We start from the raw sequence: 20,970 nt of genomic DNA, 5'->3' as shown, positions 1-20,970 counted from the left end.
GTAGAGCCGTTGCATTTGCTGCTCAATATTCACTGTGTAAGGATTCATCTCAAACCAAATAGGGGAGGATGCTCAGACTATCATTCTTCCATTGAGGTTCTGGATATTATTTATTCCTCGATCCTTAATTCAAGCAGGCAATAGGACTTACCCCTCATCAGTACGTCATACACCAACGGATAGAGTGTGCTAAGGGCCTGCTCGTCAAGGAGAAGATGGCGATCTCTGACGCTGCATATGCAATGGGGTTTTCCCACCAAAGTCATTTCACCCGACACTTTAAACGTCAGGTGGGTGTCACACCCAAACAATTTCTAGCTCGATCGTAAGAACGTGCCAAATTTCAGAAAAACGTGCAAGACGTGAGGTTACCTACCTTCTAGGATTGGCCAAGGAGAATTGAAATGACACTTTTTACTAATGCTGAAAGTTATTGGTGCAGGTCTTGGTCGAACTGGAACAACATCACTCAAATTAGCGCTTGAGAAGCTCTTAGGTGGCCCCTGTTATCATATGGACGAGGTATTGTCTCACCCAGAACATATTTCATTGTGGCATGCTGCAGCACAGGGAAAAGGGGTTGACTGGTCTACCATTTTTGACGGATATATTGCCACGGTTGACTGGCCTTCAAGTGCTTTTTGGTTTGAATTGAGCAGTATCTACACTGATAGTCTTGTCATTCTTTCGTATCGGGACGCTGATTCATGGTGGGAAAGTGCTAGGTCAACTATTTTCCGTTATACGGAAGAATCATCAGGTGAGTGGCGCGTCATGGCGGATGAACTATTTAGCAATAGATTTACCTCAGCCATAACAAATCGCTCAGCGTGTATTGCGGCTTTCAATCAACATAATGAACGGGTTCGGAAATCTAATTTAGGAAACAGGTTACTTGAATGGCAACCCAGTGAAGGTTGGGAGCCACTATGTCGTTCTCTTGGGCTGGCAATTCCAGAAGAACCATTTCCGCATCTGAATTCAATGCAAGACTTTGTTCAAGAATTTGGTACTGATAGCTAAACGACGAGTGCTGTTAACTCAAGCAACAGCTACCGACACTAAAAGGTCTGGAGGTAAAGCTACCTTCTTTGATGGCCTAATCGAGAATCCTATGTAAACAGGTAGATTTGTGACGCTTTCCTCAAGTTTTAGCTAACTGCTTTTTGGCGGGTTGCGATCGCTTTTGTGGTCCTGATGTATCGACTTGGGTGTAGAAATCTAGCTGTAGTGGAGAGCCGATGATATCACCAGTACTCGACAGCTCATACCATCGCAAAGTGTCCCGGTGCTGGGCGTATTTTGCTATCGACATTCCACAACGGGAGATGCCATCTGGTTTACTAGGTAAGGAGTTGCCACGCAGCTTGTCAGTTTCGAGAGGCATCGGTTGGCTCTGTTTTAACTGCTGATTTTCAAGATAGCTAGTTTTACGATGGCTTGCTCATCTACTCACACCATTTTGTAGCCGTGGTCTTGGAGTAACAGAGCAATTTCCATTCATTTAAAGCTAGTTCCAGTAGGTCTGTGAGAGATGTCCACGCTCTGTCTGTTCCGGTCAAATTCTGGCAGAAAGCGGAATACTCCTCAACATTTATGGCATAGCTCCAGCGGCTAGATTTGCTGAGGTTGAAAAGAAGCGACAGGTCTGAGACATCATTCCCCTCTTTCTCGTGCCTCAGTTCAACCCAGCACAGTCCTTTAATCGGTTCATCTTTGTACGTTCGCCCTGGCCCGCCGCCTCGCTGTTTCGCATAGGGCAACCTCAGCCGCAGTCGGGGGACATTGACACCTCTCAGAACGGGGACGAACTCGGCACAAACCTTTGATTTATAGACTGTTTTGTTGTCTTTCCGTAAGCCGTAGATGGTTCGGGTGCTAAATCCCTGCTCTGCCATGCGATCACCAGCAGAGAGCAGTCGATCTCGAATGTCGTAGATGTAGGCACTCTGAGCTAACGTCAGATCTGCAGTAAGTTTCTGCAATGATGCGGGTAGGGGTGAAATAGGCATTGTGCTTGATCTAAATATGACGCCCCCTCTCTCATTACAGTCTTTGATTTGTCTGAATGCTAACTCTCCACAATTTGTCTCAATGCTTTGACAATGTTGAGTGCTACAGTTGCATGGAAGTAAGCAGCCTTTTTCTGATATTCGAGGGCGCAAAGATTAGTGGATGACAGCATAGATGTTACAAGAGAATCAGCTTGATCCTATCAATCTAAAGCGTCGGCAAATCACTATGTTCGCACTTGTGGCAACTAATGTTGCTGACGGAGTTTTCTCTGCATTGATCGGCAATATAGGATCCTATGCTTATATCGGCATAATTTCGCTTGTCGCGTCTGTTGCTTGCATCGTTCTTTGGTGTCGTTTTGATGCTGCTGCACGAGGAAGTAAATTTACTGGCTCTGATGTTGTCTGGATAATAGTTTTAGGAATTGTCGGTGTTCCTCGTTATTTTTTAAGAACAAGGCGTGGCTGGCAATTGGTTTTCACGCTTTGTGGGTTGTATCTTTACGTTATTCTTTTCGTTGCGAGTATTGCTGGAAACTCCATTGCTAATGCTCTGATTACCACCTTTAACTAAATCAGAGCAGTTACTGTGACTGGACTCTGCAAGTTACCCCAGTGCTTTGACTGCCGATACCATTACCTGACCGGCCACCTCGTCTGCGCCATCCATCCTTCTGGTCCTATAGGCGATCGCTGTGCTGAATTTGTTGCGATGGCCGAAGGCCGGTCGGAGACCATCGCGGAAGTTGCGGCATATGGAGAGGGTGCCTGTTCAAACAGAGCAGGTGATTCAGCTTCCTATTGATCTAGATGAACTCTAATTATAGAAAGGCTTTTAGAGAAACCCTAGAGTGATTTGAAGAGCTTAAAACTCGAGGACTTGGGTTCCTAAAAGCCTCTCTGCATATAGGTCATAGAATCATCTTGCGTCTTTTTATGCGGATGTCGGCCTGACTCCAAAGCTGTCCAAACTGTTGATAACAGAACTACATCTGTACCTGCAGTCTATTTAGATTTTGCAGCGACGCTATTAACTGAGTACCGTCTTTTCACGAACAGACCGATACATAGGATTACGGAGCCTAGAATTGCATCTGGCTCGGGGACAGAATTAATCCGAACATCATCAAAAATTATACCTGCATCATCTGGGGCTTCACCCCCTAAACCTGCATCCGGATAATACACATCAACGCGGTTGACGTTCCCAAAAATTGCTGGCTCCAGGGCTACGAATCCAGGTGTTGTTCCTGCATTGAATAAAGCTGTCCCTGTCGAATCTTGACCATTGAATCCCTCAAAGACCACATCGCTACCCTCCCGAACTTCCCGAACAACCAAATTTTCGAGGCCAAAGAAGTCAGATGGTGTTGGGCTGCCAAACGTGATTGAAAGCCCAGCAGAGTCTCCGCCTATAAGTAGATCGGTGTTTGTCTCAGGCGCAGCAACAAAGTTAAATAGATGGAAATGACTCATGTCATCACTTGGATTTACGAATGGAGCAGCGGTGAAAAATGTATTTCGTTCTTCATAAGAAAAAATCTGTGCTACTGAAGGATCGCCTTGCTCAATAATTGTTCCAATGCCCTGATTGGTTTCAAAATCAGTTTCAAACTTAACGTTCAAGGAGACAGCTTGAGCTGGGGCCGTAACAGAGATCACTGCGGAGATACAACTTATACTCAAATATGGCAATACGTGCTTACTTCTCATTTCATCCCTCAAGAGAATAACGACACAGGCGAAGGTAATTTAAGCCTCTTAAATGGTTAGCGACAATATCGTAAGGGCTGTACGAATCTTCGACGGCCAGTCAAATTTTAGGAAGCCGCTCTAACTTTAGAGACTATTGTTCTTCACATAGTGAAGTGCATTTGATTTTGCTCTCTATGATGATGCGCCACCCAATCTCTGAAACGATTGGTCTGGCGTGATTTCTAGCAGAACACTGCAATCAGCAATAATGCAATCTCAGTAATTTGGTTGAACTTCATGTTTTCTCAACTGATGTGGATTTCATGACAATTCATTCAAGCGCAATTTCCACTCTCGGAATCGCATTCTTGATAACAAGCTCAAGGGAGGAACCATCGAGCAGGTTCTTGGCGAAAGTGATCTTGAGCTGGGATGGATTTCCTCTCGGGGCTGATGTAATCCGATTTGCGATAGCTGAAGGCCGGTTGGAGACCATTGCTGAAGTAGCGGTGCATGGACGTTGGACACCTGAAGCCTGGGCGTTAAGGGTGGGGAATTGAGAGTGATCAAAACCGGGGGAATCACGCAGCCATAGGTATTTCCTCAACCTGATTAGTGTCTGGGTACCACTGCTTGATCGCATCCTTCCACCGCTGATCGAGCACCTTAGTCCTCACCTGAAGCAGTAGGTGAGCGCCCTTAAGCGTCCATCGCATTTGCTGCTTTTTAACCATTCGCTTAGCGATAATCTGATTGACCGCCGACTCTACAAAACCTGTTGAAATCCTTTCACCACAACGGTATCGCTCACCATAATTGACGATAAAGTCCAGATTGTTCTGAATATAGACCCGAAACTCTCGGATCGCCTTCGCCATCTTGCTCAACTTGAGATAGTCAATCTCTAGACATTCGGCATCCATTTCCAGAAGCTCAATATGCTGCATGGCCTGGAACCTATTGCCATGCCACAAATACCACTTGATGCTTTCCAAGCGTTGGGGCATCTCTTCCTCTTAGTCAGCATCGTGGTGCTTCACCCCCTTGAGGTATCGCCCCAACACTGTGATTCGCATGGTGATATGAAACCAATCGAGTAGATGTTCCGCCTGGGGATTCATGTAGAGGTCATACCGAGATACGTGTAATAAGGCGCAAGATGGTTCCAGGACCTATGCACAGCTTGACTTTCAGAAATCAAGACTTCCAAGTTTTCCAGTCAATTCAATCATACTAAATTCTTCCCAAAAGCCTTGCCCCATCTAGATTTCATCGAAGTCGAGCGGCAGCTCAATGGCTTGTTCAAAAGGAACCGGCACCGTCTCCATGTCCACCACGAAGTCTCCAAACCGCTTCAACTGCCCCACCAAATAGGGACTCGCCGTCGCCAACGCCGCCCGGTCTGGGATATCCCTCCGCACTGAGCTGCTGCACCGCCAACGACATATCCACCGCATTCTGGAAAATCACCGCACTGGCCACTAAGTCCAAAGACTTGAGCCGCTTCTCCTGTTCATCAGGATCATTTTCCGTGATCACCCCATGCTTTCCAAAGTGCAACCAATCGAGGAGATGGTGATAGGTCTCAACAATGTTAGTGCAGGCCGTGATCTGCCGCCGAACGGCAGGCTCGGAAACGAACCGGAGCAGGAAGATCGTCCGTCCGACTCTCCCCAACTCTCGTAGCGCCTGATGAAGTCGATTCTTCTTGCTGTAGCTATTCAATTTCCGCAGCAACGTCGAGGGCAAAACCTTTCCAGCCTTGATTGAGAGCACCATCCGCATCAGGTCTCGCCAATGGGTCTCAATCAGCTTCCAGTCAATGACACCCTTGAATAAAGGCTCCAGATAGTCATACTTTGCACGGCTTGCCATTTGCTCACAGACGGACCCTTAGAATGTCCCCTAAAGCCAATTGCTCTAGCCATGACCAGTTGCCAAAACCTAAACGCCTCCCGTTCATGATTGCCTGCTTAGGCCTGAAGTTATACGTTAATAAGCCTGTTCGTAGATGCGATCGCAACCATCAGTCATCCACATTTGGATCAAGCGTTCAGAAAGCCAGTATCTGCAAAGCAGTCTGAACTGAGAGAGAACCGGCACAAACTAGACACTCTTTACTCTCTTTGACCGCGCTTAAGCCTTCTATTGTATAAACTCTTTGTCCTTCACTACCATGTCTAAGCCCTCTGCATCTTTCATCCAAAACAACAAACAGCTGATCAAGCCCTTGTATATCCTGCTAGCGATCGCTTTGGTAGAGGGCAGCGCCGCAATTCAGGCTCGACCGCTACTGGCTTCAACCCCTCCAGGAACGATCATGCAAGGTCAAGCCACGATGTCTTTTAAAGCTCCTGACAACCAGAGCGTGCGAAAGAGAATATCTAACAACGCAGAGCTAAAGGTCACGGAAGCCAATAATGCTCCTGTTAGGAGTACCCCAGCTCAAATTGTGATCTCAGATTCATTGTTTAATGCGGTCGGCGGGACTCAGCTAGAAGCCATTCAACAGACAGCCCAAAACCATAAGGGTCAAGCACTAGTGAAGTAAGACGCCAACAGCAACAACGTTAAGAGCAGGGAACTGTAACAGAATAGCGCAAGGATCGTTCTCCCCTCTCCCAACGTTGGGAGAGGGGAGAAAGGTGAGGGCCATATAGAGCATTCGCTCTTGCCTTGAAAGGAACCGCACTAACGATCATCACGGCCACAATGCACCTGAGTTTGCACCTAGACGATGTGCAAAAGTATTCGTGAAATTCTTAGTGTCTCTGGACTTCGTGTTGCGCATCAGAAATTTCTGTCTGATTACTCCCAGGCCATTACTGGGAGAAGCACTAAAAACGTTAAACACACCGGTGCTTATTTTATCGCACCAAAAGCATACAGAAAACATACATAAAAGCCACAAGATATACAAAAAATCAAGAGAATCTTGACTTAAGACGGGAATAATAAGTAGGCAAGAAATATTTTTTGCAGAATCTTAGACGACATCATACTGAAGCTATATGGGCAACAATTCTTTAGCTTTTATTTTCTCATAAATCATCAGTTGTTATATTTTTGAAAATATTTTTTGTTAGTCCTAAGATAATTTTTTCTTGATTTTTAACCATGAAATTTGCGTCCCCATTTCTTAGGCAAACGTCTCAATTTATCAAGCAGAGACTCAAACCCACCAAACATCGTAAAACACTCGGTTATTTGGCTGGAGTGGCCCTGACCTCTTTCGCAGCCTTCGGCACGGTGATGGCACCCGCACAGGCCCAAACTCGCAACTACACTCCTCGTCTTAAGGTTCAAGCCAGAGGTCGCACCACAATTTTCGGTAATGCCGTTACGACCTGCTCGACGGCTCCAGGCGCCTTCAACTCAGCAAACTGTGCAGCGGCCCGTAACGCTACAGTCACACCTGCCACTGCCAATAATGACTTCTTCATTGACTACATCGACATTGATGGAGATGCTTCCACCTTTAACTCTTCATCATCGACCTATACATTCCCTAGCGCGAATTCTGGGTTCAATATCGTTTGGGCAGGACTTTACTGGACTGGCGACACTAGTGCGGGTGGACAAGGTGGCAGTACAGCCCCAAGTGCAGCTTCACGCAGCCAGATGTCCTTTAAGGTGCCTGGTGGCATTTACCAGACAGTTCTTGCGGAGCAGCTAGATACTTCCGGTACTGCTGCAAGTACTCGCTATAGCGCTTTTGCTGACGTTACGACCTTAGTACGGCAGGGCGGAAGCGGCGAATACTTCGGAGCCAATATTCAAACAGGTAAAGGCACAGATCGTTATGGTGGATGGACCCTAATTGTCGTGTACGAAGATGATACAGAAGTTCTTCGTAACATGACCATCTTTGACGGGTACCTACCTGTTAGCGGTACTGACCGAACTGCCACTATCAGTGGCTTTTTAACGCCACAGGCTGGTCCTTTTGAAGCCGCGATGGGAGCATTTATTAGTGAAGGTGACGTCCGTTTCCAGCCAGATGAATTTCAGATCAATAACCAGGTTGTCTCCGATGCCAATAATCCGTCGAACAACTTTTTTAATAGCTCTAACTCACTATATGGTATAGGGATCAAGACAAATACCTCCGTTATTACCACTCCAGGTGGTCCAGTACTAGGCCCAATCAGTCGAAATCCTGATTATTCTAATCTCTTGGCACTGGATATAGATATTGTTGAAGCACTGGATACCAGTGGTGACCCTATTATTCCAAATGGTGCAACGTCAGCTGACCTAAAATTTACGACGACGGGAGATGTTTACTATCCCACTGCATTCTTCTTTAGCGTTCAGGTCTTTCAACCTGTACTAGACCAAAACTTTACTAAGACGGTTACAGATATTAATGGTGGTGATGTTTTTCCCGGTGATGTTCTGGAATATACGATTACTTACCAAAATACAGGTAACGATAATGCAACTGATGCCATTCTGACCGATGATATTCCTACCAACACAACTTACGAGCCTGACTCTCTACAAATAATTACAGATCCTGACCCAACGTTTACGACTCCAGATGCCCCCTCAGATGCCCCTAATGATGATCGGGCTGAGTTTGATAGCGCGAATAACCGTGTTGTCTTCAGAACCGGAGTTGGGGCTGGTATTCTCAATGGTGGCGTTGTCCCCTTTGATGATCCTAATGTTCCTGGAGCTGTGGACGATACGGTTGTGGTGAAATTCAGAGTTAGGGTTGATTCAGGAATTTCTAGCTTCCCGACCACCATTTCTAATCAGGCTGATATTGACTACAGGGGTGAGTTCTCAGGTATACCCTTTTCCGGTATGAGTGATGATCCTGGTACAGCGGCTCAGAGCGACCCCACTGATGTTATCGTCAGTGAGCCTCAAGATCCGAATTTGCTACTGGTCAAACGCATCACTCGAGTCAACGGCACCGCAACCAATGGCAGCACCGATCTCGCGGCCTATGTTGAAGACGCAGATTATCCCTACGATGACAACACACTGGAACCCAGCCTGACTGGAAACGCGCAGTTCCCCACTCCTGATACCGAAAACTGGCCCAATACCACCGGTAGTACTAGCAGTACTTTTCTGATCGGGGGCCGTGAAGGGGGAACAACCCGCCCTGATGATGAAGTGGAATACACCATCTACTTCCTGTCAACTGGCGATGTGGATGCATCAGATGTTGAACTCTGCGACAAGGTTCCAGATTTCCAGACGTTTGTCTCAGATGCCTATAATTCTGTGCCTGCTGCAACTGGCGGTGGGGTCGGTGCCAATCGTGGCATTTTAGTGGAGTATAACGGCAGCACGCTATCCTACTCAAATGATGATGACGGTGATACCGCACGGTTTTATCCATCCGGTGAAACACTGCCTTCTGCCTGCGATGGTGCAGCAGCCCAAACCGAAGATAACGGGGCCATTGTAGTGAATCTGGGAAATTTGCCCAAGGCCAATAGTTCAGGTGATCCTGCGACGTCCTACGGCTTGGTCCGCTTTCGAGCCAAGGTTAAATAGGGGCAGCATTTGAAGACGACCCAGTACACGCAGTACGGATTGTCGCTTGACTCATTCCATCTCAAGAGAGCTTTCCTTTACCAAATATTAGTTCCCATCAGTTGAGTATAGTTCTACTTCTAAGCAGTGAACTGAGTCCGTGGGCGCTCCCTGCCGTGGCCCAGACGCTATCAGTTGTCGAGAGTCCAGATATGAATGCAGCTTTTTGCAGCTTTCAGGGGAGGGAGACGCGGTTTCTGGGGCGACCGTCACGGTAGTGGAATCGAATCAGGTTAGGACTACCACCATTAGAGTCGCGGATCGCCTTCTTGCCAGTATTACCAGTGACAACATTGATGCTCAAAATAATGGTGACGCTGGTTGGATGCCACGTTTAAACCTCTCACCAATGGAGAAAACAATAGAATCTGGGTAGCTCTGCCATATTCTCGGGAATGATCCGCTCTTAGACGAAGGTGCGGTAGCTTGTATCAAAAAGTTCTACGGTGGCTGGACAAGTTATACAAAATAGACGAGATCATGGATGCGATCGCAACCCTTCCCCTAGCAGTATAGATTTATGGACAAGATTCAAAGCGCTCTTCCAACACCAAAGCATTAAATCTCCCACTTCTATGCTGCTGGTTCGCTACGACTCTAGAACGCAAAATCTTGGCCGTAAGGCCCCAGGCCATTGCAAACGAACAGGTCACGAGGGAACTACAACTACCCCTGCTAGTTTCCCTCAAGACCATGCTTCTCTCCGTAGACCCACGGGTTAAATTTGCCAGTTAAGGCAAAAAGATCCGTAGTTTTAAGGAGGTTGAAATCAGTAGAGTATGGCAAGCATTTGCCGTATAGGTGAAACGCCGATAAAGATCGGTAGTTTTCACGATTGCGACTCCTCACAAAATAGCGATACTCAATATAGTTATCAGCATGATGACGGTCATAATCAGTGCTGCCTACGATCAATTCGAGACCCAATTTGGGTGTCCTAGAGATACAGGGGGTGCAGATTTGGCTGCAGAGTCTCGTACTCGCAGCAGACAAACTGCAATAAGCTGCCTTGCATTAAGGCGGTAGCTGGCATAAAGCTGCAGATTAAGCACTACGGGATAAACCCATTCTCTAGCAAGAATGGGCACGTTCATAGTGGCTAACATTTGGCATTGAGCCACAGTCGAGAACATCAAAGACCCTTTTGAAATAGCATTTTAGCCTCCTATATATAGGTAATTTATTACCTACATAATTCTCTAATGCCAGCATTACTGTCTCTTTGGAACTAACCCTCAATTCTTGAATTATCAGGTCATAATGAAGTCATTATTTAAGCAGACCCTTCAGAATAGTAAAAGTATTGTCGGGTTAGATCATAATCGCTATAATCTTGTTCACGATCGGCCCCAGACCAATAGCAGAGGGCGACTTGCTTCTACACTTTCAAGTCTTGGTCTTGGAGCCATTATCTTATTAGCTTCAGCTATTCCTGCCTGGGGTGAAGGTTCTCAACAGCTCGGCAGAGGTGACCAAGGACTCAACGTTTTCCTGTTTGAATACAATGCTGCTAACGGCTTTATTCAAGGTACCAACAGAGGGATTCAAGTCAATGTAGAAAACCCTGGTGACGTTATCAACGTTTCTCTCTGCGGTTGGTCTTTAACAGACACTACTGCTATCCGAGTGTTTCGCCCTTCGGGTGCACCGCTTGACTACAACAACCAAGTGGCAGCCGGGTCACCTGGTTTCTTCGATAGTGCTGTCACTGCTTGGCGTTTAGCTGGGAGCAATGCACAAACTGCGTCCCAAGCCACGCTTTGCAACAACCAAGATAATCCTGATAGTGCAGTAGGCAATTTGACGACCCCCGTTCGTTTCATTGCGTCGGAAGCAGGCACCTATGAAATTAATTTGTTTAACACTAGCCAAGGGAACGGTGGTGGTAGCAACAACGTTTTTACCTACTTTGATATAACCGTTACCTCCTCTGCCTCCGTTAATCCCGATCCCAATGCAGATAATGGACAAATTTGGGCCACAAGTTGGGCATTCAATGCAGGCAACACCTTCTTCGCACCAGGGGGTTACGACGCTGACCTTTATATCAGAACCCCGGGGGGACGGCCTAACACAGAGTTTATTTGGCAGCTCGATCTCAATAACTTTGCCCCCCAGCGCCATGAGATCGTGGCCAATAGCATTGGCCTTAACCCACCCAATTCCCGTACCAGTGCATTAGGCAGTTCCGGTGCATCTTTTGCAAGAGAATTCCCGATCTACTTGGCTCCACCAAATTCAAGTTCAGCCGTACTGCCGGTCTTACCAGAGCCAGCATCACCGAATCTGACTAATCTGCGATTTTTTGATAATAACAGCCAAGATAATTCAATTTCTCCCAATTCAACAACCAACGTTCAAGATTCAGGTTTCTTCCAATTTGATCTAGACGTTGCGGGTACTTACAGAATCATCATTGACACCAACGATAATAGAAGCTTTGATAACGGCGATCGCGTTTTATTTGGGAGTGCCACTGCAGGAGCTAACGCTGTCGAGTGGGATGGGCGGGGCATCAATGCTGCTGTCTTGCCATCAGGAACCTACCCCGCACAAGTGAGTATTGGCCTGGGAGAGTATCACTTCGTTGCTTTTGATGCAGAGACAAGTGGAGGAGGGACCAATAACGGCCTAGCCATTTGGGACGCCAATGGTTCTAACCCCCGAACACCTGTGTTGAATCATTGGGACGACAGTCCAATCGCTGGTACTCGCAATCTGGTCGGTGCTTTGTCTAATACGCCTGCAGGCCGCCATACTTGGGGCAATTTCAGCAGTGGCGGAATTGGCAACACCAACTTCATCGACACTTGGGTCTTTGGCAACATTCAAGATCAAGAAACGCAGACGATCATTGCTGACACCGACGATAACGATTTTGGTGATGCCCCTGATACCTATGGCACTGATACAGATATTACCGTTGGGGGTATTCCTGCCAGTCACCTCATTAGCGCAAACCTCCACCTAGGGACGGTTGCTCCTGATCTAGAGGCAGATGGTCAGCCTACCAGTAATGCCGATGGCGATGATAACAATGGCACAGCCCCTGATGACGAAGAGGGGGTTAATTTTATTGGCAATTCAACGAGCTATAGCGCAACGGTCAGGGTGACCAATACAACGGGCGAAGATGCCTATTTAGCCGGTTGGATCGATTTTAATCAGGATGGAACGTTTCAAGCGAGTGAAGGCGTCGTTGCCACAGTTGCAGATAACGACACGACAGCAACACTCACCTGGACAAACTTAAGCGGATTGGCCGCAGGCGATACCTATTATGCTCGCCTGCGCATCAACGACGCGCCGTTAACCACAAGCGACTTCAACGGTGGCGGCAGTAATGGCGAAGTCGAAGACTATCAGGTAAGCGACCCTAACGTTCTTTTGGTGAAGCGGATCACGGCCATCAATAACACCCAGCTCACCGATGTGGAAGATGGGGGAACATCCACCGACGCGGATAACCACCCCTTTTGGCCTGCGAATTATCTGGTCGGCCAGATTGATGCCGGTACGGTCCAGCCTGGAGATGATGTTGAATACACCGTCTACTTTTTGAATACCGGTAGTTCCGCGGCAGAGGGCGTACGATTTTGCGATCGCATCCAACCCGAAGAAGCGCTCAAGCTAGCCGCCTACGGTGGCCCAGACCCAGACGTACAGGTTCGTCTGGGCACCAGCGCCACTCTTGATCTAAGCGCCGCCAATGATGCAGCGGATCGCACCCAATTCGTTGCGGGAGGTACTACCCTCCCCGCCACCTGTAACCTCCAGGGAGCCAACGCCAACGGCACCCTCATCTTTGACATCACTGGGGCCGCCAATACCGGCCTGCCGAACCTAACGCTTTTTCCTGGCTCTACGGGGCAAGGACAGCCGAATAATGCCTACGGATTCTTTCGCTACACCACCACCATTAATCAATAGCCACCTTCTCTGCCCCCTCTCTATTAGCTCCCTACCCGCCTTGAGAACCCACTATGTTTGAGCGTCACACCCACCCTAAAAGAAAACAGACCCAACGATTGACGTTGCCCCTCAAACTTCTGTTGGCAGTCCTCTTTACCGGCGGCAACTGGCTACCCGCGCTCTCCGTGTTGGCCGCACCCCCTGCTCCTGGCACCGTGATTAGGAACCAAGCCACCGGCAGTTTCGTAAATCCCGTTGACAGTTCCACCACCAATATCGAATCCAATGAGGTTGTGGTCCGAGTCGCTGAGGTTGCGGGCATCACCGTCTCTAGCAGCACCACACCCACTGAAGCCCCCAGCAATGTATCAGGCGCGGGTTCTCAGCAGGGGAATGGAGTCATCAATCCCGGTGATGTCGTGTACTTTACCTACACCATCACCAATATCGGCAATGACCCTACCCAATTCTTTATTCCGGGCGCCCCCTCTGCCGTCACCAACGGGGCACTGCAGGGAAACATCGAAATTATTGGCTTTGACCCCGATGGCGCTGGCTCCACTGCAGCCACAGATTTGAGCAGCTCCCCCGTCACCATCCCTACAGCAGGAGCCACCACCGGAGCACTGACGATTCCTGGGTTAACCGGTGGGTCACTCCCTGCAAGTGGTGTTCTGACGGTGCGAGTGCCGATCAAAGTCAGCACGAGCGCCAGTATGGGCGATCAGGTCACCATTGTGTTAGGAGATACCACCCCCACCGATCAGCAGAACCAGCCCTTCGTTGATGGCGGCAACAATCGCGATCTTTACACACAGGATAATTCTGGTACCGACAACGGCGATGCCAATGGCGACCCCATCAACGGCGATGCCACAAACCATCGTCAAGAAGCAAGTGCCAGCCAACAGGCCACGGTGAACGAAACCATCGATTTTGGCGACGCCCCTGACACCTATGGCGATGCCAGCCACGAAGTCACAGCCCTCTATCTCGGCAGCGTTGCGCCTGACGGTGAAGCCGATACTCAGCCGGGGCCTGGGGCCGATGGCGATGATAATAACGGCACAGATGATGAAGATGGAGTGACCTCATTCCCAGCTCTCGATGAGACAACGACGGCCTATAGCCTGACGGCTACCATCAACAACGGCAGCAGCAATCCGGCCAATGTCTTTGCCTGGATCGACTTTGATCGCGATGGCCAGTTCGATGAAGATGAACGGGCGACGGTTGACAGTGACACAATTGCTCTCGACGGCAGTGGTCAGGTGCCCAGCAATACGAACGGCACAGTGAAGCTGAAATGGAGCAGTATTGGCAGCAACGGTCTCGATATCCAGGACGGAGCCAGCTATGTGCGCGTCCGGGTCACCCAAGATGACCTTGATGTGAATACGAACGAGACGACGAATCAAGATGATGCCTCAGTGGGGGCCGCCAGCGATGGTGAGGTGGAAGACTATGCAGTTGCGATCGCAGCGGCCTCTACCCCCGTGGGTCCGGCTTGTATTGCACAGGCAAACACAACCTTCAATAGCGCCAACTTCCCGCTCAACCAAGCCCTGCAAGGCTCCACAATACCGCTCCCAACGCCGCTCACATTTAACAACGGCAGCCTCAGCTTCAATACCGAGCTGAGTGGCAGTGCGGCCTTTAACGCCGGCATCCAGGTCCAAAACGATCCGGCTCCTGGCTTTGGCCCTCACCTGTTTGTCCAGAGCAACAATTCCAATAGCTTTCTCAACACCAATAATCAGGCGACGTACGTTTTTTCCTTCCCCACCCCCGTCACTGACTTTGCGATGGTGGCAGGTGGCTTGAACAATGACGATGGCACCTATATCATCGCCACGCTTCGAGGCGTTCCGGTGCAGATCACGGCGGCAAACTTCAGTAATTTAAGTACCGGCATGTCGTTCAGAGATGAGGATGGGGATGGCCAAAGTGATACGGTCGTGAGCCAAAATCAGGACAACGATCCGGGCGTAATCACCAATACCTACAACCTATCCATCCCTGGCCCCATCGATGAGATTAGGGTGGTCACGGGCAAAGAAGATAACAACGGTGGGAACGTTACCCTGGGCTTTCTTTCAATTGAGTATTGTGCCGATCCTGACTATGGCGATGCCCCGCTCACTTATGACGACACAACAGGGGATGGCACCCTAAACAGCAGTGATACTCCCGCCCAGCACACCATTTCTAGCACTCTGCACTTGGGCGCGACCCGACCTGATGCTGAAGCCGCTCCCCAGAGTTCAGCTGCAGCCAACGGTGATGACGCAGTCAATACTCCGGCAGTGGACGATGAAGATGGCATTACCACTTTCCCTGTCCTTGAGCAGACAGACACCAGCTATAGCTTGACAACGACTGTCAACAACACCAACAACGTGCCTGCGAACGTCTACGCCTGGATCGACTTTGATCGGGATGGCGAATTTGACGAGGACGAACGAGCGGCTGACGCGACCGTTGCGGCCAACAGTACGAATGCCCCAGTGAATTTAAGCTGGAGCAATATCGGTAGCTCTGGTCCTGATATCACCGCAGGTGCAAGTTATGTTCGCGTCAGAGTGACGACAGAAGATCTTGATTCAAGTGCCGACACGACCAATCGCGATGATGCATCGGTGGGTTCTGCCCTTGATGGCGAGGTGGAAGATTATGGAGTCACTATTACAGCAGCGGCCGCGAATGATCCCAATCTGCTGCTGGTGAAGCGAATCACCCGCGTTAATGGTCAAACGACCAATGGCAGCACTGACCTTGATGTATACGTCAATGCCCCTGACTATCCCTATGATGACAATGATTTAGACAATCCAGCGCCGAACCCGATTGATACAGAGAACTGGCCCAATACCCCTAACAGCAACACTAGCGGCTTTTTGAGAGGGCAGACGAATGGGGGTGAAACCCAGCCCGGCGATGAGGTTGAATATACAATCTATTTTCTTTCGGATGGAAGCCAAGATGCAGAGGATGTGCAGTTTTGCGATCGCATCCCCAATTCCCAAACCTTTGTCCCCGATACCTTCAATGCAGTCACGCCAGCACCCGGGGGCGGCGCGGGTGCCAATCGCGGCATTCTTGTGGAGTACGACGGCGATACATTCTCCTTCTCTAACGATAATGATGGCGATACCGCGCAGTTCTTCCCGCCAGGAGCAGTACTGCCAGATGTCTGCAGTAACGTGCCCAATCAATCTGAAGATAATGGCGCAGTGGTCGTCAATCTTGGGACGATCCCCCATGCCAACAGCCCAGGTACCCCTAACGATTCCTTTGGCCTCATCCGCTTCCGGGCCGTTGTCAAATAAGAGCGGTAATAAATCTCAAGAACGCGGGACTTGACGCTTAAAGCCCGCAATGACCGCCATTGTGCGGCGAAATGCTCAATCCGCTGTCGTAGGGAAAATTGTAGAATACTGACACCCTCTCACGGTCGGTAAATCAGTATGGGCTTTAGTGAAGATTTTGAACTCCTGTTGCGGGCCAGATATCCGCTGATTTATATTCCGACCCAAGAAGAAGAGCGGGCGGAGGTTGCGATCGCAACCTCCGCCAAAAAACAGGGCAATCGCGCTATTTACACCTGGGATTTTGTCGATGGCTACCAGGGCAACCCCACCGATGACGGTTTTGCCCGACGCAATCCTTTACAAGCCCTCGATCTGATCAATAAGCTCCCGACTAGCGCCCCCGCCATTTTTATCCTGCGGGACTTCCATCGCTTTCTCGATGATGTTGCAGTGTCTCGCAAGCTGCGTAACCTCGCCCGAGAGCTGAAGTCCCAGCCGAAAAACATTGTGCTGCTTTCCAGTGAGCTAGTCATTCCCACCGATCTGAGTGAAGCGCTCAATGTCCTCGACTTCCCGTTGCCCAATGCGGCGGAAATCGGGAAAGAGGTCGAGCAGCTTTTAACGGCTACGAACAGCCGTCTTGAAGGTAAGGCGTTAGATGATCTCGTCAGATCCTGCCAAGGGCTTTCGATGGAGCGGATTCGGCGGGTTTTATCACGTGCGATCGCAACCCACGGCCAAGTCAGCGCCGACGATGTAGACCTGATCCTCGAAGAAAAGCGCCAGACCATTCGGCAAACCCAGATCCTAGACTTCTACCCCGCCAAAGAGAACATCTCTGACATTGGGGGACTCGACAACCTCAAAGACTGGCTACTGCGACGCGGCGGCGCTTTCTCAGAACGAGCCCGACAGTACGGCCTACCACACCCTCGGGGCCTCCTATTGGCAGGCATTCAAGGCACAGGGAAATCGTTGACCGCAAAGGCCATCTCCCACCACTGGCACTTGCCTCTTTTGCGGCTAGACGTGGGGCGTCTGTTTGCGGGCCTCGTCGGGGAATCCGAATCTCGGACCCGGCAAATGATTCAGCTTGCCGAAGCCCTAGCCCCCTGCATCCTTTGGATTGACGAAATTGACAAAGCCTTTGCCGGTTTTGAAGGTCGGGGGGATTCGGGTACCACAAGCCGCGTCTTCGGCACCTTTATTACCTGGCTTGCAGAGAAGCAGTCCCCCGTATTTGTGGTGGCAACCGCCAACAACATTCAGTCCCTCCCTCCCGAAATCCTGCGGAAGGGCCGCTTTGATGAAGTCTTTTTTGTAGGCTTGCCCACCACCGAAGAGCGTCAAGATATTTTTTCAGTGCATCTATCGCGGCTGCGCCCCCATAACTTATCAATCTACGATTTAGAGCGGCTGGCCTACGAAACCCCCGATTTTTCTGGGGCTGAAATTGAGCAGTGTTTAATCGAAGCCATGCATCTGGGCTTCAGTCAAAACCGGGACTTCACCACCGACGATATTCTCGAATCAGCCAGCCAAATTATCCCGCTGGCGCGCACGGCTCAGGAGCAGGTGCAGTTCCTGCAAGAATGGGCTGCATCAGGGAAAGCGCGGCTGGCGTCCAAGCATAGTACACTGAGTTTGCGTATTCAGCGTCAGCTCCAGCAGCCTGACTAGCGCCTGCTCAATGTCTGCTCCTGTCCGAACTCTATGAACTGGTCAAAACTCGCCCAACTGATTCTCGGTGTGTTCTTAGGGTTGGCATTCATTGCAGGGGGGTTGACAATCGCAGGCTACTTCTACTTTAGTCAGTTTTCAAAAGCGCCACCAAAGCCCACTTTTCCCAATGACGACAAGGCCGCCGTCACGCCCAAAATTGCCGCCTATGAGGCAACAGTCTCCTATCAAAACGGCCTGTTTTTGCGGCCTGCTCCCAGCACCGATGCCAAGGCCATAACTGTTTTAGACTATCGCCAGCCCCTCAGGGTTGTTGATATCTCAAGCGATAAAAAATGGCAGAAGGTAGAACTAGACATAGAGAAAGATGATAAAACGCAATCCTTGGTCGGCTGGATTGGCGTCGACAATATTGAGAGAGTAGAGTCAGGTCGTTCTGACGAGTAAGTGTAGAGACTCAAGTTAAAGCTATGGCTGCGGTGTATTCATCGGTTGCGGATCCAGCAACGGTTCAACGGGTTGGCGTCATCGGCGGTGGACAACTGGCCTGGATGATGGCAAAAGCCGCTGCGGACCTCGGCATTGAGCTATCGGTGCAGACACCGAACAAGACAGACCCTGCGATCGCAAACTTTTCCCATCCCTCCGGTCACCCCGTTTTTGCCGCGGTCGATGACGCGAAGGCCACAGCCGAGCTGGCCCAACACTGCCAGGTGATCACCTTTGAAAACGAATTTGTCGATCTAGAAGCCCTCAGCCAGCTTGCGACCCAAGGCATTTGCTTTCGGCCTGCCCTAACCGCGCTGCAGCCTTTGCTGGATAAATATGAACAGCGCACCTATCTGCAAAAATTGGGCCTCCCCGTCCCGGCCTTTACGACGATTGGGCCCAGCACTGATATCAGCACCCTCGACTTTCCGCTGGTGGTGAAGTCGCGTCGCCACGGTTACGACGGCCAGGGCACGTTTATTTTGCATGATGCCGTGCAGCTTCAGGCTTTCTGGAATGACTTTCCAACGCCCCCCAGTCCTGAAGCCTTCATGGCTGAAGCATTTATTCCCTTCGAGCGAGAGCTGGCGATTGTTGCGGCTCGCTCGATCACGGGCGAGGTAGCTCTTTATCCGGTGATCGAAACCTATCAGCATCATCAGGTCTGTCACTGGGCAATGGCTCCGGTGGCCCTGGCTTCCGAGACCCAACAGCAGATCGAAAATGCAGCCACCACACTCCTCAATGATCTAGAGGCGGTAGGGATCTTCGGGATTGAACTCTTCTTAACCCCCGACGGCCAGATTCTCGTCAATGAGATCGCCCCCCGTACCCATAATTCCGGGCATCTCACGCTTGATGCCTGCGCAACGTCACAGTTTGAGCAGCATTTGCGGGCCGTTAGCGGGCTGCCTTTAGGAGACACTAGCTTAACGGCACCAGGGGCGATCATGATCAATCTCTTGGGCTATGAAGTGGCTGAGTATGACTACGGCCAAAAACGAGAGATGATGGCGACCTTCCCCAATACTTTTGTTCACTGGTATGGTAAGGCTAAGGCCCATCCAGGCCGGAAGTTGGGCCACGTCACCGCTCTGTTAGACAACCCCGATCGACAGCAGGCGCTGACAACAGCCAAGCGGATTGCGAATCTCTGGTATCGTCCTTAACGCCGACATTCTCAAGTTCTATGAGCAGTCTGGTTGCCCGCAACTATATCAAGCTTTCCATCGCTGCTGCCCTCGTGACCATGGGGCTAAAGTTTTGGGCCTACTTACTCACGGGTTCAGTGGGCCTATTCTCTGACGTTGCTGAATCAAGCGTTAACCTCATTGCTGCAGTGGTCGCCTTTTGGGCCTTGAATTTAGCCGCTCAGCCCCCAGACAGCGAACATACCTTCGGCCACTCCAAGGCGGAATATTTTTCTAGCGCTCTAGAGGGAGCGCTGATCGTACTCGCCGCCATCAGTATTGCGGTAGCCGCATCCCAGCGCTTGCTAAATCCTCAACCGGTCACTCGGGTGGAGTGGGGCTTGGTTCTCTCGCTGATCGCAGCAGCCATCAATGGTGGCGTGGCAGTAACGCTGCTGCGGGCCGGTCGGCGGCTGCGGTCTATTTCGTTGCGGGCTGACGGTCATCACCTACTTTCAGATGTATGGACATCGATCGGGGTGGTAATCGGACTGGTACTCGCAAAGCTAACCGGGTGGCTAATTTTGGACCCCTTGATTGCGTTACTGGTGGCAATTCATATTGCCTGGGTCGGCATTCATCTTTTGCGCGAGACGTTTTCGGGCTTAATGGATACAGCGTTACCCGAAACGGAGCAGGCGATTATTCATGAGACCTTAGCCACCTATAAAGAACGAGGCATTCAGTTTCATGCATTGCGAACGCGGGTGGCGGGGGCGCGCAACTTCGTCGCCCTCCATGTTTTGGTGCCGGGGAACTGGACAGTGCAGCAGGGCCATGAGCTTTGTGATGAGCTGGAGATTCACATTAACCAAGAGCTACCAGGGACAGATGTGATGACACATCTAGAACCCATTGAAGATCCGGCCTCTTGGGCAGATGAAGAACGCGATCGCATCCATCATCAGTCTCTGGGCTGAGTTATCCCACTAAAATCCTGATGCTGCGGCTGATCCAGACTATATACATAGAACAATGAACGTCACAGCATTTAAACCTACATTCCGCAGGTAGTGTAAATTTCGGATAATGAAGCAGTGCAAGCTTCATAGAGTTTTTCCAGATGTCAGAACTTCAGGTCGAAACGTTGGACCATCTAGGCTTAGTAGCCGGTGTCATTGA

At 50.0% G+C, this 20,970-nt stretch carries 16 protein-coding genes and 2 pseudogenes; 13 read left to right on the top strand and 5 right to left on the bottom strand.

The genetic code is table 11. The features are described from left to right. Positions 1-140 precede the first annotated feature (140 nt). Positions 141-329 carry a helix-turn-helix transcriptional regulator gene (locus tag C1752_RS30405; RefSeq protein ID WP_315865279.1) on the top strand — a complete coding sequence of 63 codons (189 nt, stop codon included), beginning with the start codon at positions 141-143 and terminating at the stop codon, positions 327-329. Positions 330-420: 91 nt separating this feature from the next. Next, complete coding sequence (locus C1752_RS26770; protein WP_110989101.1) at positions 421-1,023, top strand: sulfotransferase family protein; 603 nt, start codon at positions 421-423, stop codon at positions 1,021-1,023. Positions 1,024-1,144: 121 nt separating this feature from the next. Here C1752_RS26770 and C1752_RS28185 read toward each other — a convergent pair whose 3' ends face one another. Both C1752_RS28185 and C1752_RS26765 read right to left on the bottom strand, forming a co-directional pair. Next, positions 1,145-1,387: a hypothetical protein gene (locus C1752_RS28185; protein ID WP_146242462.1), complete on the bottom strand. Its 243-nt coding sequence runs from the start codon at positions 1,385-1,387 to the stop codon at positions 1,145-1,147. A gap of 61 nt (positions 1,388-1,448) precedes the next feature. Beyond that, positions 1,449-2,012 carry a hypothetical protein gene (locus C1752_RS26765; protein ID WP_110989100.1) on the bottom strand — a complete coding sequence of 188 codons (564 nt, stop codon included), beginning with the start codon at positions 2,010-2,012 and terminating at the stop codon, positions 1,449-1,451. A 175-nt stretch (positions 2,013-2,187) separates the two neighbouring features. Here C1752_RS26765 and C1752_RS26760 point away from each other — a divergent pair, with 175 nt between their 5' ends. Beyond that, positions 2,188-2,589, top strand: coding sequence for a hypothetical protein (locus C1752_RS26760; protein ID WP_110989099.1), 402 nt, complete (start codon positions 2,188-2,190; stop codon positions 2,587-2,589). Between the two features lie 15 nt (positions 2,590-2,604). After that, a complete protein-coding gene (locus tag C1752_RS28180) occupies positions 2,605-2,820 on the top strand; it encodes a hypothetical protein (RefSeq protein WP_146242461.1) in 216 nt (71 codons plus the stop codon). A 200-nt stretch (positions 2,821-3,020) separates the two neighbouring features. On the opposite strand, the gene C1752_RS26755 is transcribed toward C1752_RS28180, so the two are convergent. Next, positions 3,021-3,641, bottom strand: coding sequence for a hypothetical protein (locus C1752_RS26755; RefSeq protein WP_146242460.1), 621 nt, complete (start codon positions 3,639-3,641; stop codon positions 3,021-3,023). Between the two features lie 476 nt (positions 3,642-4,117). On the opposite strand from C1752_RS26755, the gene C1752_RS28760 reads away from it, so the two are divergent. Next, positions 4,118-4,270 (top strand): hypothetical protein, encoded by a 153-nt coding sequence (locus C1752_RS28760; protein WP_158535242.1) that lies wholly within the window; start codon positions 4,118-4,120, stop codon positions 4,268-4,270. Positions 4,271-4,291: 21 nt separating this feature from the next. On the opposite strand, the pseudogene C1752_RS26750 reads toward C1752_RS28760, so the two are convergent. After that, positions 4,292-4,834 (bottom strand): annotated as a pseudogene (locus C1752_RS26750) (ISKra4 family transposase); the annotation flags it as partial. Positions 4,835-4,972: 138 nt separating this feature from the next. Next, positions 4,973-5,570 (bottom strand): annotated as a pseudogene (locus tag C1752_RS26745) (Tn3 family transposase); the annotation flags it as partial. Between the two features lie 316 nt (positions 5,571-5,886). Here C1752_RS26745 and C1752_RS26740 point away from each other — a divergent pair. The 8 genes from C1752_RS26740 (at position 5,887) to C1752_RS26705 (ending at position 20,768) form a co-directional block, all read left to right on the top strand. Continuing rightward, positions 5,887-6,261 (top strand): hypothetical protein, encoded by a 375-nt coding sequence (locus C1752_RS26740; RefSeq protein ID WP_110989097.1) that lies wholly within the window; start codon positions 5,887-5,889, stop codon positions 6,259-6,261. 566 nt (positions 6,262-6,827) lie between these two features. Next, positions 6,828-9,227 (top strand): DUF11 domain-containing protein, encoded by a 2,400-nt coding sequence (locus C1752_RS26735; RefSeq protein ID WP_110989096.1) that lies wholly within the window; start codon positions 6,828-6,830, stop codon positions 9,225-9,227. A 1,299-nt stretch (positions 9,228-10,526) separates the two neighbouring features. Continuing rightward, a complete protein-coding gene (locus tag C1752_RS26730; protein ID WP_110989095.1) occupies positions 10,527-13,196 on the top strand; it encodes a GEVED domain-containing protein in 2,670 nt (889 codons plus the stop codon). A gap of 53 nt (positions 13,197-13,249) precedes the next feature. Continuing rightward, positions 13,250-16,507 carry a GEVED domain-containing protein gene (locus C1752_RS26725; protein ID WP_110989094.1) on the top strand — a complete coding sequence of 1,086 codons (3,258 nt, stop codon included), beginning with the start codon at positions 13,250-13,252 and terminating at the stop codon, positions 16,505-16,507. Positions 16,508-16,645: 138 nt separating this feature from the next. Then, positions 16,646-18,169, top strand: a complete 1,524-nt coding sequence (locus tag C1752_RS26720) for a Ycf46 family AAA ATPase (RefSeq protein WP_110989093.1) — start codon at positions 16,646-16,648, stop codon at positions 18,167-18,169. A gap of 33 nt (positions 18,170-18,202) precedes the next feature. After that, the gene (locus C1752_RS26715) at positions 18,203-18,616 is read left to right on the top strand and encodes an SH3 domain-containing protein (protein WP_110989092.1); all 414 of its coding nucleotides are present in this window, start codon (positions 18,203-18,205) and stop codon (positions 18,614-18,616) included. A gap of 23 nt (positions 18,617-18,639) precedes the next feature. After that, the gene (locus C1752_RS26710) at positions 18,640-19,827 is read left to right on the top strand and encodes a 5-(carboxyamino)imidazole ribonucleotide synthase (RefSeq protein ID WP_110989091.1); all 1,188 of its coding nucleotides are present in this window, start codon (positions 18,640-18,642) and stop codon (positions 19,825-19,827) included. A 20-nt stretch (positions 19,828-19,847) separates the two neighbouring features. Continuing rightward, entirely contained in the window at positions 19,848-20,768 is a 921-nt protein-coding gene (locus tag C1752_RS26705) for a cation diffusion facilitator family transporter (RefSeq protein WP_110989090.1), read from the top strand. The last annotated feature ends 202 nt before the right edge of the window (positions 20,769-20,970 follow it).

Source organism: Acaryochloris thomasi RCC1774, from assembly GCF_003231495.1.
In the GTDB taxonomy this organism is placed as follows: domain Bacteria; phylum Cyanobacteriota; class Cyanobacteriia; order Thermosynechococcales; family Thermosynechococcaceae; genus RCC1774.
The sequence above is the reverse complement of the archived record's forward strand: the minus strand, read 5'-3'. Positions and strand labels throughout refer to the sequence as shown.